Origin of the sequence: Paraburkholderia sp. RL17-373-BIF-A (assembly GCF_046030175.1) — a bacterium.
GTDB lineage: Bacteria > Pseudomonadota > Gammaproteobacteria > Burkholderiales > Burkholderiaceae > Paraburkholderia.
In genome coordinates, this window is sequence record NZ_JARESO010000004.1 from 97340 (window position 1) to 111384 (window position 14045).

Sequence of the window (14045 nt, forward strand, 5' to 3'; positions counted from 1 at the left end):
AACGAAGTCAATGAAACACGTAAAAGCAGTGATTTTCGATTGGGCCGGCACGGTGGTCGATTACGGTTCGCTGGCGCCGATGGGTGCCTTCGTCGAGACATTCGAGCAATTCGGCGTGTCGATCACGATCGATGAAGCACGCGGCCCGATGGGCATGGCCAAGCGCCCGCATATCGCGGCACTGATGGCGTTGCCGCGCGTCGCGCAAGCCTGGGCTGACAAATTCGGGCACGCGCCGGGCGAAGCGGATATCGACGCCGTGTACGACGTATTCGTGCCGAAGAACATCGCGGTGGCGGCGAGCTACAGCTCGGTGATTCCGGGCGTGGCCGAGGTGGCAAGCGCGCTGCGCGGCGACGACATCAGGATTGGCACGACCACCGGCTACACGCGCGAAATCATGGCCGAGATCTTGCCGGGCGCGGCGGCGCAGGGTTTCTCGCCGGACAGCATCGTGTGCACCGGCGATACGCCGGAAGGGCGGCCGTCGCCGTACATGATCTACAAGACGTTGCCGGAACTGGGCGTCTGGCGCGCGAAAGATGCGATCAAGGTCGACGACACCGAGGTCGGCATCGAAGAGGGCATCAACGGCGGCACGTGGGCGGTCGGAGTCGCGGTGAGCGGCAACGCTTTCGGCATGGCCGAAGACGACGTCAAGGCGTTGGCGCCGGATGAGTTCGCATGGCGTCGCAAGGCGGCGATCGAGAAGCTGCAGGCGGCAGGCGCGCATTATGTGATCGACAGCGTCGCGGATCTGATGCCGGTGGTGTACGACATCGAGGCGCGCCTCGCGCGCGGCGAGCGGCCTTGATCAGGAGAGAGGCCTCAGACGCCTCTCTCTAACGAATTACTCGAAAAACCCCACCGCCAGATCGATAAACTCCCGGATCTTGCGCGGCACGAACTCCCGGCTCGGGTACACGAGCGAGACCGCCACGTCGCCGTTGAGCACGGCGTGGTCGTCGAGAATCCACACCAGCGTGCCCGCGCGCAATTCGTCATTGACCATCTCCAGCGGCAGCAGCGCGATGCCCATCGCGCCGAGCGCCGCCTGTTTCTGCATGATCATGCTGTTGACCGTGAACGACGCATCGAGCGCGATGCTCTCTTCGCCGGCGTCACCCTTGCTGAACACCCAGGTCTGCGGGCTCGTATCGAGCGGCGCGGTGATCACCCGATGCCGCGCGAGGTCGGCTGGCGTTTTCGGATGACCCGCCTGGGCGAGGTAAGCGGCCGACGCCACCGGCACCGCGTGCGAATTGATCAGGCGGCGCACCACCAGCGACTCCGAGCGGATCATGTGCTCGGTCACGATGCCGACGTCGAAACCCCCTTCGAGCAGGTCGACACGTTTTTCCGTGAGCGTGACCCGCAGATTCACATGCGGAAACTTGGCCTGATACTCCGCGAACAGCGGCGTGAGGCGAACTAGCGAAAAGCTGCCCAGCGCCACGATGCGCAGATCGCCCGCGACTTCTTTCGATGCGGTGGTCGCGCGCGATTCGACTTCTTCGAGTTCGGCCATCAGGAGGCGGCAGCCGTCGGCATACTCTGCGCCCGCTTCGGTCAGCACCACCTTGCGCGTGGTGCGCTGGAACAGGCGAATGCCGAGATGCTTTTCAAGGCTCGACACGTGGCGCGTCACCACCGAGGTCGAGACGCTGAGTTGCTCCGCGGCCTGCGCGAAGCTGCCCGCGTCGGCGACCTTGACGAACGCCTGCATGGCCTGAAAGAGATTGATCATGTGAATGCGAAATACGTTGTAGCGGGTGACGTGGCGCGTGCGCGCAGCCGCGCCGCCGTCGTGTTCAATTCAGGGATTCGGGCGCCGCGCCGTGGCGTGCGACGGTCTGGCCGTTGGCCACCACGAGCTTGCGCGGCGGCCGCGCGACGAGCGCATGTGCGAGCGTGTCGGCATCGACCAGCACGAGGTCGGCGCGCGCGCCGGCGTGCAGGCCGTAGTCCGTGAACCCGCAGGCGCGCGCGGCTGTGCTGCTCACGCAGTCGAAGGCGAGCGCGAGATCGTCGTCGCGGCGCAGGCCGTAGCGCATCGCGATCAGCATCGCGCGCTCCAGCATGTCCGGCGAGCCGTAAGGCGTCCACGTATCGCGAATGCCGTCGTTGCCGCCGAATAGCGTGACGCCTTTTTCAAGGCAGGTTTTGAGCGGCGGCACCAGCGTCGAAGAGGGCGCGGTGGTCAGCAGCGCAACGCGCAGATCGGCGAGGCGCTCGAGCAACGCGTCGCGTTCGCGCTCGGGCAGCGCGCCGAGACAGAACGCGTGACTGACCACCACCTGGCCTTGCATGCCGAGCGCGGCGACGCGGTCGAGCAGAAGGCCGAGCGTGAATGCGCCGATTTCGCCGGGCTCGTGCAGGTGAATGTCGATCGGCTTGTGGTGACGGTCCGCGAGCCCGAACGTCACATCCAGCGAAGCCACCGGATCGCCGTCGATCAACGCCGGATCGAGCGCGCCGAGCACATCGGCGCCCGCGCTCAACGCGCCGTCGAGCAATGCATCCGTACCTGCGCGGCCGAGCAGCCCCGATTGCGGAAACGCGACGATCTGCATGTCGAGCACGTCGCGCAGCGCGTCGCGCGTGGCAAGCACACCTTCCAGATGACGCAGGCCGGCGTCGGTGTCGATATCGACGTGCGTGCGCAGGCGCGTCGTGCCCGCCTGCAGAAACGCACGCGCGAGCGCGAGCGACTGCGCGCCCGCGTCATGGCCGCTCCCGGCGCGCCAGCGTCGTTCGTTTTCGATGCGGTCGGTCAGCTTCGGCCCGACCTCGTTGCGATACCAGCGCATGCCCCAGTTGGTTTTGTCCAGATGCGTATGGCCTTCGACGAAACCCGGCAGCAGCAACGCGCCCGCGCCGTCCTCGAGCGTCACGCCGGGCTCGCGCGGCAGACCCGCGCCAATTGCGGCGATGCGGCCGTCGGCGATCGAAACGTCGACTTGGGAGCCGTCGCGAAGGCGGACGTCGGTGATGAGCAAGGCGCTCGTCGGGCGGTGTTGGGCGGTTGTCGTCATGAGAACAGGTCGGCCGCGTCGCGTGCTTGAACAAAGCGCGGCGAAGGCGTATGCAATTGTCTGTTGAAAAGGACGTGCCGCCTGTTTTTTGAGCAAACGCGGGCGGCGCGTGACCGGCGGGTGAATTGTACTTCCTGGCGCCACACGCCGATCCGCACGGCCGGCTCTGGCTTGCGCGCGGACAAGCTCCACGGCCGCTCAAGTTTCGCGTGCTGGTGCCGTTGACACGAGCTAATTACATTCTGGAACCCAGCCGTGCAACTCGCCTTCAGTAACGACCGTCTGTCCAGCCGCATGCAGTTCGATTCGTCCGCCGCCGGCGAACCCGAGGTGGAATCGTCGGTCATCGAATGGCTGTTGCACGACGATCAGGTGATGCGCGAATGCTTCACCCACGCAGCCGAAATTCTCAAGAGCGTGACCGGCGCGGCGATCACCGCGATCACGCTGCTCGACGAGGAGTACCAGCATTACCGCGCCGAGGTCGGCATGGCGATGCCGCTCGTCACGCGTGCCCGCTCGCTCGCCGACTATGCCGTGCGCGACGAGGAGCTGTTCGTCATCGAAGATGCGCACGACGACGCGCGTTTCGGCGAATGCATGCTGGTGCAGCGGCATCCCTTCGTGCGCTTTTATGCGGCGATTGCGTTGCGCGCGCCCAATGGCGAGATCGTCGGCGCGTTGTGCGCGATGGACCCGTCGCCCGGCCGGCTCGACGCGGGGCAGCGCGGCGTGTTCTACCACCTGCGCGCGATGATCGAGAACGATCTGAAGATGCGCACGGCCACCGCGATCGATCCGCTGACACAGCTGTACAACCGCCGTTTCCTGCTGGAGAGCATCACGCGTCGCTGGAAAGAGGCGCAGGACGGCGACGTGATGGGCTCGGTCGTGGTCGACGTGGACTGGTTCAAGCAGTACAACGACAGCTATGGCCACCAGGCGGGCGATCAATGCCTGCGCAAAGTAGCCTCGGTGATGCAGGCGGCGGCCGATGGCGAACGCATCATCGTCGGGCGCATGGGCGGCGAGGAGTTCGGCCTGCTGGTGTTGCAAGCGGAGCACGCAGCGCTCGAAGACACGCTCGACACGCTGCGCCAGGGCGTGGTGGATCTGGCGATCGAGCATCGCGCGTCGCCGCTCGGCAGGGTGACGGTAAGCGTGGGCGCGTCGTTGACGCGCATCAGCGAAACGTCACGGCCGGCGCATCGCGAGGGTTTCGCGAGCGCGGACCGGGCGCTGTATCGATCGAAACATGGCGGTCGAAACCAGGTGACGATGGCGTAGACCGCCTCTGCGTTCAGGGAGTCTCGTGCAGCGCGCCGAGCTGGCTCACCCAGTCGGCGAACACGCGAAGTTTGGTGCTGTAACGGCGGCTCGGCGGATAGGCGAGATAAACCTGCAGCGGCTCGGGCCGCCAGTCCGTCAGGATCGGCACGAGATCGCCGCGCTCCACGGCCGGCCGCACCATGAAATCCAACGTATGAACAATGCCGAGTCCCGCGAGCGCGGTGGCCAGATGCGCATTGCTCTCGCTCACCATGACTGTATTGCGGACGTTGTCGAGCACGAGAGGCTCGCCGTCCTTGAGGAAATGCAAGGGCTGCACGAATCCGCTGCTCGCCGAAAAATAACCGACCACCGCATGCCGGTCGTCGACGATCTGACGCGGGTGCAAGGGCGCGCCATGTTCGGCCAGATACGCCGGGCTCGCGCAAGTCGTCCAGCGTAGCGCGCCGATGGCGTGTGTCACCAACGCGGGGTCATCCGCCGTGCTGCGAATCGCGCAGTCGATGTTCTCCGCGATCAGGTCGGCGGTACGGTCCGTCACGCTCAAGCGCACCTGAAGGTCCGGGTAGCGCGCGCAAAATTCGGGGAGCGCGGGAATCAGAATGCCGCTCGCGGTCGAGCCGCCGGTATCGACCCGCAGCACGCCGCGCGGACTTGCGCGGTCGCGACCCAAGGTCGCCTCGATATCGTCGAGTTCGCTCAGCAGGTGCCGCGTGCGTTCGTAATACGCCGTGCCGTCCGTCGTGACATTGACGCTGCGCGTGCTGCGTTCAAGCAGTTTCACGCCCAGGTGATCTTCGAGCGACTTGACCCACTTGCTGACCGTCGCGTTGGGCATCTGCAGCGACTGCGCCGCACGGCCGAAGCCACCGGTTTCCACCACCCGCGCAAAGATGCGGATAGCCTGCAAGTGATCCATGTGGGCTCCCTTCGAGTCGATTATCCACAGTTGCGAATAAAGAAACCACAGGATACATATTTATCTCCCTGTGTGCATGAAATAAGCTGGGCGTCATGGTCAACCGACCTCACACACAGGAGCAGTTCATGAATCAATCCACACTCGAAAACGTCAATCCCCGCAAACACGCCGGCAAGATCGTGCTGGTGACCGGCGGCAGCAGCGGCATCGGCCTCGCCGCCGCAACGCGTTTCGCTCAGGAAGGCGCGACCGTCTACATCACCGGCCGGCGTCAGGCGGAACTCGACGATGCGGTGGAGCGGATCGGCCACGGCGCGGTCGCGATTCGCGCGGACATCTCGTCAGCCGCCGACCTCGACCGGATGTTCAGCACGGTGCGGGCAGCCCACGACCGGCTCGACATTCTGTTCGCGAATGCGGGCGGCGGCGAGTTTTCACCGCTCGGCGCGATTACCGAGGCGCAGTTCGACAAGTACTTCGGCATCAACGTCAAAGGCACGCTGTTCACGGTGCAGAATGCCTTGCCGTTGATGCGGCGAGGCAGCGCGATCGTCATCACGGGTTCGATCGCCGGAAGCAAGGGTATGCCGGCCTTCAGCGTGTATGCCGCGACCAAGGCCGCGCTGCGTTCATTCGCCCGCACATGGGCGACCGATCTGAAGGGCCGCGGGATTCGCGTCAATGTGGTGGCGCCGGGCGTAGTGGTCACGCCGGCCTACAAATCCGAACTCGGTATGAGCGACGAGCAGATCGACGCCTTCAGCCGGCAGGCCAGCGAGACCACGCCGCTTGGGCGCGTCGGCGAACCGGACGAGATCGCCAAGGCCGTCTCGTTCCTCGCTTCCGACGACGCGAGCTTCATCACGGGGATCGAAATGGCTGTGGACGGCGGCATGGCGCAGGTGTAGTACTACCAGGCAATCGTCGAGTTGTCAGACGAAAAGGCCGGTTTTCCGGCCTTTTTTGCGTGTGAAGAGGCAACGCGCCACGTGCATTCAGAAAAACATACCGATACGCATTAAGCGAATCGGTGGCGTGTATCCAATCAATGCGTCCGCGTAGCTTTTGTCCGTCACGCATAAGGTTCTCTTAAGGTTCAACTGCTCAGATAGGAGGAGATGGTTGCGTCAGGCCGAAGCACAAGAACGCTTGGCCTCGCCGGCAGATGAGAGCTGCTGGTTGTACGCTCAACGAAAAAGACAACCGAGAAAAACAACGATGCGTAACGGACGAAAATCCGCTCGAGAGACAGAGAAGGCACTCTGCAGAACCACTTACATGATGGAGTTGGCGCGCGGCAGTTCGTACATTGCCAGCACGTTGACGCCGGCGACGCAACAGGCCGCCATTGCCGAAGTCTTGAACGAATTTCGCGCGCAGCATGGCGCCGACAGACTGCTCATATTCCGCGACCTGCTCGCGGAGAGCCTCAAAAATCGCAAGGACACGCTCGCGGCGGAAGCCGTACTGAGTTTCGATCTGCCCAAGTCGCGCGAGCCTTAATTCGCGATCAGCTTCAGTCCCGCCGGCAGCGACTCGCCGAACACGCGGCCTTCGTCGGCGTTATCGAGCTCGACGCTCTCGCTCACCATGGTGATCCACGCGCGCGGCGCGTTGGCCGCTTCGAGCCGGCGCACTACCGCAAGACGCAAGTCTTCGGGCAAGTCGCGCGAGCGGTCGCCGGTCATGCGAGCGATCTGAACGGCGGCAAACGCGGCAGGATCGACCTTCTTCCAGTCGAGCGCGAGGATTGCGTTAAGCCATGCTCCGGCAATCTCAGGCGGCACGACGCTATGCGCGCTGCCGTAAAACGGCCGCCGTGCGCCGATACGGCCGACCGCCCACCAGCTCTGATGATTTTCAGCGGGTTTCTTCAGACGCATCAGCACCGATTCGCCGAGCTCGATCTTGCGCTCGACGGGAATCCGTTCGAGCGATGCGCTTAGCCGAACCATGTCGGTGAAGCCGGTTTTCGCCACGTCGAACGGCAGCTTGTGACGCGATTGCGCGGCGCCTTGCAGATACGCCATCGCGTCGAGCACGCGCAATTGCGCGCTCTCGTCGAGTCCGCCGGCGGCGCGGCGCCAGAGCGTCCACCATTCCGACCAGACCTGGCTCTCGTTGACGTACTGGATGCCGTCGTCGAACAGCGACCAGAGTTGTTCGACGCGCCATTCGTCGAGTGGATAACCGAAGCCCGGCCGCACGCAATAGCCGGCCAGATTCAGCCAGAGGCGCTCGTGATCCGCCGAGCGGCGCCGACGTCGCGCGCGTTCCCACAGCGCGCCGAACAGTTCGCGCAGCAACGCGCTGTTCCAGGTTTCGCGCGGGCCTAGCAGTTGTTCGAGTTGCGAGCGCAGGCGCTTGACTTCTTTTGGATCGACCTTCTGCGCGCGCGAGCCGAAGCAACGGTCGATGTGTTCGATCGCCTGGTCGAGCGCCGGATGACGGGCCGGTGCGGCGTCGCCCGCCAGGTTCACTTGCGCGCCTTCACGGCGCAACTGGAATTCGAGCAGCCAGCGCTGCGCGGCATTGTCGAGTTCGATGCAGTGGACTTCGAGCGTGCCCACTTCGGTCAGTGAGGTCGCGATCTGCACCGCGGTCTCACGCGCACTGCTCGCGCCGCGCGGCTGCACGATGGTCGCGATTGGCGGCAAGCGGACGAAGTCGCCGCCGGCGAGATCGATCAACTCGCCTGGTTGATACACCGTATCCGCGCTCGACGACACGAGGTGAAACCGCACCGGATGCCCGAGCCGCAGCGCGAAGGTGCGATCCGCGATCAGGATCTCGTGGCCTTCTTCCGTGCCGCGCGGCAGCAGACAGATGCCGCGTTGCACGGGCTCGGCATCTTGCTTGCCGTCGCCGGTCTCGTCGAGCACGAGGAAGTAACTGCGCGGCGCGCCGCCGCCGATTTTCGGCGCGTTGCCCGCGCGCGCGAGGGAATAGGCGACCGCGCCGCGTGCCACTGCGACATCGGGGTTGTCGTTGTGCAGCACGTTGAGCGCTTCGCCGCGCCACGTGCCTAAGGTGCTGGCCAGACGCTGCGTGAGCGCTTCGGCTCGAAACACGCCGCCGTTCAAGAGCAGTGTGTCGGGCGCGGGCAACGCGTCTTCGTCTGGTGAACCCGATGACTCGGCGCCCAGCGCTTTACGCGACTGCGCGGCGAAGCGGCTTAGAAACGCCGCGATATGACGCGTGACCGCGGCATCGGTCGCATAGGGCAGGCCGAATTCGACGATCGCGCCACGCGGTCTGCCCGGCCGTTCATGCGAAGCCACCGCCGGAAAGAAGCCGTCGACGATGATCCGCTCGACTTCCTCGCGCGTGACCTGCGCCGTGCGTGCGCCGCCGATCAGCTTCGAGCCGGCGCCGAGCAGCGTGATCGAGGTGGAGTCGGGCGCCTGCGGGCCGAGCAACTGTTCCTTGGCATTGCGGCAACGCTCGACCAGTTGCGACAGGCTTGCCGCCGACAGGCGCGTGCGTTCGCCCGCCGGGTTCGCGCCCGGCAGCCGTGCTTCCACCAGATGCGCGAGCGCCAGATCCATGTTGTCGCCGCCAAGCATCAGATGATTGCCCACGCCGATCCGCGTGAGCTGCGGCTCGCCGTCGCGCAGGCTGACTTCGATCAGCGTGAGGTCGGTGGTGCCGCCGCCGACGTCGCAGATCAGGACGAGCCGCGTGTCCGCGAGCTCGCTTGCCAGCCGCTCGCGATGATGAAACAGCCAGTCGTAGAACGCCGCTTGCGGTTCTTCCAGCAGCTTCAGGTTGTGCAGGCCGGCCATGCGGGCGGCTTCCACGGTGAGCGCTCGCGCGCCTTCGTCGAAAGACGCCGGCACCGTGAGCACCACGTCCTGGCGTTCGAGCGGCGCGTCCGGAAAACGCTGCTTCCAGGCCGCGCGCACGTGCGCCAGATAGCTCGCGCTGGCTTCGACCGGCGAGACTTTGCGGACGTCGTCGGCGGCGCCCCACGGCAGGATCGGCGCGGTGCGATCCACCGACGCATGCGAGAGCCAGCTCTTCGCGCTCGATACCAATCGGCCGGGCACCTGAGCACCCAGCACACGTGCGAGCCGGCCGATCACGACCGGCTGCGCGTCCGCTTGCGCGGTGGTTTGATTCGCACTGAACCACGGCAATTGCAGATCGCCGGGGTTCAGTTCGCCTTGCGCCGCGTGATAGCGCACCGAGGGCAGAAGCGGCCGCGCGGCCACTTCGCCAGGGCTCACCAGTTGCTCGATCTCGAAGACGCTGATCGACTGCGACCCCGCCTCCGCATAGGCGAGCACCGTGTTGCTGGTGCCGAGATCGATACCGACGCTGTACCGCTTCATCTCATTCATGCATGCGCGTTGCCGCGCACGTCGAACTCGACTTTCCAGCGCTCGTCGGTGCCACGCGGCACGGCTTCGAGTTCGAGCGTGCCCGCCTCGGTGACGCGCGCATGCAGCTTCACCGGCACGACTTCACCGGCGGTGCGGCCGGCGGCGGGCAGCGTCGCCTGAATCTCTTCGAGTTCCTGCAATTCCTCCGGGCCCCAGAAATCGAGCAGCGTGCCGACCTGATCCTGACGACGCACCGACGACCCGAAGAAACGGAAGTGCACCGGCTCGCCGACCACCAGCCCGAATTCCTGCGCGGGCAGTTCGGCATCGGTGCCTTCCTCCATCCCGAACGGCGCCACGCACAGCGCCTGGATGGGCGGCTCGAGACCGGGCACGGCGGGCATCGCCGATTCGATCGCGATGTAGTACGCGCGTGCCGTGCCGCCGCGAATCCGCACGCCGCGGCCGCGTCGCACGTAACCGTAATAGGCCGCGCCGCGCGCCACGGCGAGATCGAGATCGGCGCCTTCGAGCAGCCGTGCCGGCGCCGCGCCTTCCGCGGCGAGCCAGTTGTTGAGCGTACTCATGATGCGTTCGACCAGCAGCGGCGACTTGAATACGCCGCCGTTGAACAGCACCGCCGTCGGATGCAGGAAGCTCGCATTCTCCGCAGTCGCGATGCCGCTCACACCTGCGAGTTCAGCCAGCGCGCCCACTTGACGGCCGAGGAACGCCGCCAGATGCCGTGTGATGCCCGCGTCCTGCGCATACGGCAGGCCGAGCTGCGTCAGACCGGCACGCGCGCGGCTCACCGGACGCGCGGCGCTGTCCACCTGCGGGAAGAAGCCTTCGAGGATCGTCTGGGTCAGTTCGGCGCGCGTGAGCTCGGTGCGGATCGAGCCGCCGATCAGCTTCGAGCCGCGGCTCGGCACGACGAGCGGCACGGTGTCGGTGGCTGGATCGCTGAGCAGCGTTTCCTTGGCGGAGCGGCATGCATAGGTGAGCGCGCGCAGTTGCCACGCGTCGGCCTGGGTGCCTTGTGCCGCCAGCTTGCGCGCGACCACGTGCGCGAGCGCGAGGTCCATGTTGTCGCCGCCGAGCAGAATGTGTTCGCCGACCGCCACGCGATGCAGTTCGAGGTTGCCTTCGCGCTCGATCACGGCGATCAGCGAGAGGTCGGTCGTGCCGCCGCCCACATCCACCACGAGGATGATGTCGCCGACCTTGACCTGCTTGCGCCAGTCGCCGCCGCTCTTCTGGATCCAGCTATACAGCGCAGCTTGCGGTTCTTCCAGCAGCGTCATGCGGCCGAAGCCGGCGGCCTCGGCGGCTTCGGCGGTCAGCTCGCGCGCGGCCGGATCGAACGATGCGGGGATCGTCACCGTGATGTCCTGCTCGCTGAACGGCGCATCGGGATGCGCGTGGTCCCAGGCTTCGCGCAAATGCGTCAGATAACGCACCGAGCTTTCGAGCGGCGAGACGCGCGCGACTTCAGGCGGCGCGTCGTTCGGCAAAATCGCCGCGCGCCGGTCGACGCCTGGATGGCACAGCCAGCTCTTCGCGCTCGACACCAGCCGGATCGGCGTGGCCGCGCCGCGGCTGCGGGCGAATTCACCGACCGCGAATTCGCGCTGCCCGGTCCACGGCAAATAGAGGTCGCCCGAGGCGAGTTCGTCCGGATGCGGCAGATAGAGGAACGAGGGCAGCAGATCGAGGTTGTCGATCGCGCCGGGGCCGGTGAGTTGCGCGATCGGCAGCACGCCTTGCGCGGTCTTTTCGCCGTCGCTGGCGGTGGTGTCCACGTAGGACAGCGCGCAGTGCGTGGTGCCCAGGTCGATGCCGATGGCGTAGCGTGATTGGCGTGCGTCGCTCATAGCTCCACCTCAGCCGGTGCGATCACTTTCGCGTTGTGGCTGTCCGTGAGTTTCGGCAGACGCACTTCGTCGACGCGCCAGCCGCGATGGCTGATGCTGCCGTTGAACGGCGCCTTACCGACGACATTGCCGGTCAGGCGGATCGAAGCGGCGTCGAAACCTTCGGCCAGCGTGACGCGGCTGCCTTCGGCTTCGTCGCGCACGGGGCGGATCGTGAAGTGCTCGCGCAGCGTCGCGCGGCAACCGTCGTGCACGAGGCGCGCCGCCGCGCCGATGTCGGCGTCGCTATAGCTCTTGATGTCTTCCTCGACGAAATCGATGAAGCGCGCGTCGCGTTGCAGCAGGCCGAGCAGTTGCAACGCGGCGTCGGGGCTCGCTTCCTTCAGCACGGGCGCCGGCTGTGGTGCGGGTGCCGGAGCGGGAGCCGGGGCGGGCGCGGCGCTGGCGGTCACGCCGCCGTCACGCAAACGCAAGACCCCGGCGGCGAATTCGCCATCGCCGAGAATGCGGAAGAACGTGCCCACGGCCAGGTAAATCCTGCCGAGGAAGGATGGGTTCGAATCGGTCATAAATGCTCCTGAGGTGCTCTGTTAAAGGACGAGCTGTCCTGGCTGCGCCGCACGCGATCGGCCGCCAAGCCGCGCAGGGCTTGGGCGGGCCGTCGTCGTGCGAGTTTGCGAAGGCCGGCGGCGTGCGTGCCGCCGGCATCTGATTTGGCCGGATGCGCGGCGCGGCTTGCGCGCGCAAAACCCGTATTTTGCCTTGTGGCGCGTCCGAAGCGGGCAAAGCCGCCCATTCTAACGGGCAATGCGGCGAGATTGGCGGGTTGTCACGGGCGTGTGGCAAGCATTTGCTTGCGGCACTTTTGCACGTTGTTCACGCGTTGTGCGGGCCGAATTCGGCCACGACCTGGTCGATGAACGCGCGCAGTTTCGGCGTGACGCGGCTGGCGGGGAATACCAGATGCATCGGCCGCGCGGTGGCCTCATAGCCGGACAGCAAGCGCACGAGGCGGCCGGCCGCGAGTTCGTCCCTGACCGCCACTTCGGGTGCGAGCATCACGCCGCCGCCGTTGAGCGCGGCGGCCAGCAGCGCCTTCACGTCATTGGCCTCGAAGCGGCCGGCAATCGGCACCACGTGCTCGCCCTGAGCGTCGGCGAAACGCCATGCGGTGTCGGCCGGCATGCTCGTATAGAGGAAGCTCAGACACTCGTGCGCCGTCAGTTCTTGCGGCGTGCGCGGTTCGCCGCGTTCCGCCAGATAGCCGGGCGACGCACAGGCGACCAGGCGGTAAGGCATCAACGGCCGCGCGATCAGCGACGAATCCGACAGCGCGCCGAGGCGGATCGCAGCCTCGTAACCCTCGTCGATCAGATCGACGAAGCGGTCGGTCAGCGTCAACTCGACCCGCACCTGAGGATGTGCTTTCAGATAGCGCGTGATCATCGGCGCGAGACAGCAGGCGCCGAACGTGACAGGCGCGGTAATACGCAAGCGTCCGCGTGGCGACGCCGACAGTTCCTGGGCCACCGACTCGGCTGCCGCGGCGTCGGCCAGCAGAGCCTTGCAGCGCTCGTAGAAGATCTGGCCGATCTCGGTGAGGCTCTGGCGGCGCGTGGTGCGGTTCAGCAGACGGGCGCCGACGCGCTCTTCGAGCGTGCTGACATGCTTGCCGGCCATTTGCGACGAGATGCCGAACGCGAGCGCCGCCGCGGCGAACGAGCCGCTGTCCGCCGTTTTGACGAAGATTGCCATGCTGGTCAGCCGATCCATGATTCCCCACTCCTGCTTTCGACAGTCGTCGAATTGCGGACATTTATTCCGTTGAAGTTTTGAATCATAGTGGTTCTCACCGTCGGGCGGGTGCTCGGCGGAGTGATTCTCGGACATGCATGGAGTGTGAAACATGAAGATAGGCATTCTCGGCGCGGGCTTTATCGGCCGCGCGATGGCGACTTTGGCGAAGCAGAACGGTCACGAAGTCATGATCAGCAATTCCCGCGATCCGCGGACTCTGATCAGCACGGCTGCCGCGATAGGCTGCGCGGTCGGTACGGCGCAACAGGCGGCGTCGTTCGGCGAGGTGGTGGTGGTCGCCGTGCCGTTCGGCAACATCGACGCGCTGCCGGCGGCGGCGCTGGAGGGCAAGATCGTGATCGACACGTGCAATCACTATCCCGAGCGCGACGGCCGGATCGAGGCGCTCGACAGTCACGCCACGACCACCAGCCAGATGCTTGCTGCCGCCTTGCCTGGCGCTCGCGTGGTGAAAGCCTTCAACGCGATTCTGGCGAGGGATCTCGAAACGGATGGCTTAGCGCCTCATACGCCGAAGCGCCGCGCGCTGCCATTTGCCGGTGACGACGAGCACGCCAAACGCGTCGTGAGCGGGTTGCTGGATCAGTTCGGTTTCGATCCCGTCGATGCCGGCGCGCTGGCGGACAGTTGGCGCTTCGAGCGCGCCAAGCCGGTGTATTGCATTCCGTTCGACCACGCCGGCATGCTGGAGGGATTGGCCGCGGCACAGCGGGATGTGGAGTTGCCGCATGGATCGTGGCGGCATTGATTGCCGTTGTCGCCGATTGTTTTGGAAACTGGA

General features: G+C 65.7%; 12 protein-coding genes. 5 read left to right on the plus strand and 7 right to left on the minus strand.

The genetic code is table 11. From position 1 onward, the window contains the following. The first annotated feature begins 10 nt into the window (after window positions 1–10). Window positions 11–814 carry a phosphonoacetaldehyde hydrolase gene (phnX, locus tag P0D80_RS06295; protein ID WP_408176603.1) on the plus strand — a complete coding sequence of 268 codons (804 nt, stop codon included), beginning with the start codon at window positions 11–13 and terminating at the stop codon, window positions 812–814. 36 nt (window positions 815–850) lie between these two features. Here phnX and P0D80_RS06300 read toward each other — a convergent pair whose 3' ends face one another. Together P0D80_RS06300 and P0D80_RS06305 are read right to left on the minus strand one after the other, a co-directional pair. Then, the gene (locus tag P0D80_RS06300) at window positions 851–1747 is read right to left on the minus strand and encodes a LysR family transcriptional regulator (RefSeq protein WP_408282121.1); all 897 of its coding nucleotides are present in this window, start codon (window positions 1745–1747) and stop codon (window positions 851–853) included. 64 nt (window positions 1748–1811) lie between these two features. Next, window positions 1812–3035, minus strand: coding sequence for an amidohydrolase family protein (locus tag P0D80_RS06305; protein WP_408282124.1), 1224 nt, complete (start codon window positions 3033–3035; stop codon window positions 1812–1814). Between the two features lie 255 nt (window positions 3036–3290). Here P0D80_RS06305 and P0D80_RS06310 point away from each other — a divergent pair, with 255 nt between their 5' ends. Continuing rightward, a complete protein-coding gene (locus tag P0D80_RS06310; RefSeq protein WP_408282125.1) occupies window positions 3291–4322 on the plus strand; it encodes a sensor domain-containing diguanylate cyclase in 1032 nt (343 codons plus the stop codon). A 13-nt stretch (window positions 4323–4335) separates the two neighbouring features. Here the strand turns inward: P0D80_RS06310 and P0D80_RS06315 are convergent, their stop codons facing one another. Further along, the gene (locus P0D80_RS06315; protein ID WP_408176608.1) at window positions 4336–5244 is read right to left on the minus strand and encodes a LysR family transcriptional regulator; all 909 of its coding nucleotides are present in this window, start codon (window positions 5242–5244) and stop codon (window positions 4336–4338) included. Window positions 5245–5372: 128 nt separating this feature from the next. Between P0D80_RS06315 and P0D80_RS06320 the strand changes: the two genes are divergently transcribed. Both P0D80_RS06320 and P0D80_RS06325 read left to right on the plus strand, forming a co-directional pair. Further along, a complete protein-coding gene (locus tag P0D80_RS06320) occupies window positions 5373–6155 on the plus strand; it encodes a glucose 1-dehydrogenase (RefSeq protein WP_408282129.1) in 783 nt (260 codons plus the stop codon). A 214-nt stretch (window positions 6156–6369) separates the two neighbouring features. Then, entirely contained in the window at window positions 6370–6750 is a 381-nt protein-coding gene (locus P0D80_RS06325) for a hypothetical protein (RefSeq protein ID WP_243658147.1), read from the plus strand. Here the strand turns inward: P0D80_RS06325 and P0D80_RS06330 are convergent. The 4 genes from P0D80_RS06330 to P0D80_RS06345 form a co-directional block, all read right to left on the minus strand. Further along, window positions 6747–9590: an Hsp70 family protein gene (locus P0D80_RS06330; protein ID WP_408282132.1), complete on the minus strand. Its 2844-nt coding sequence runs from the start codon at window positions 9588–9590 to the stop codon at window positions 6747–6749. The two genes, P0D80_RS06325 and P0D80_RS06330, sit on opposite strands and share 4 nt — an antisense overlap. Then, a complete protein-coding gene (locus P0D80_RS06335; protein WP_408282133.1) occupies window positions 9587–11446 on the minus strand; it encodes an Hsp70 family protein in 1860 nt (619 codons plus the stop codon). The genes P0D80_RS06330 and P0D80_RS06335 overlap by 4 nt, the downstream gene beginning before the upstream one ends. Beyond that, window positions 11443–12015 carry a DUF2760 domain-containing protein gene (locus P0D80_RS06340; RefSeq protein WP_408282136.1) on the minus strand — a complete coding sequence of 191 codons (573 nt, stop codon included), beginning with the start codon at window positions 12013–12015 and terminating at the stop codon, window positions 11443–11445. Before P0D80_RS06340 ends, P0D80_RS06335 begins: the two co-directional genes overlap by 4 nt. A gap of 307 nt (window positions 12016–12322) precedes the next feature. Beyond that, window positions 12323–13219, minus strand: coding sequence for a LysR family transcriptional regulator (locus P0D80_RS06345; protein ID WP_408282139.1), 897 nt, complete (start codon window positions 13217–13219; stop codon window positions 12323–12325). 133 nt (window positions 13220–13352) lie between these two features. On the opposite strand from P0D80_RS06345, the gene P0D80_RS06350 reads away from it, so the two are divergent. Further along, window positions 13353–14012, plus strand: a complete 660-nt coding sequence (locus P0D80_RS06350; RefSeq protein ID WP_408282141.1) for an NADPH-dependent F420 reductase — start codon at window positions 13353–13355, stop codon at window positions 14010–14012. The last annotated feature ends 33 nt before the right edge of the window (window positions 14013–14045 follow it).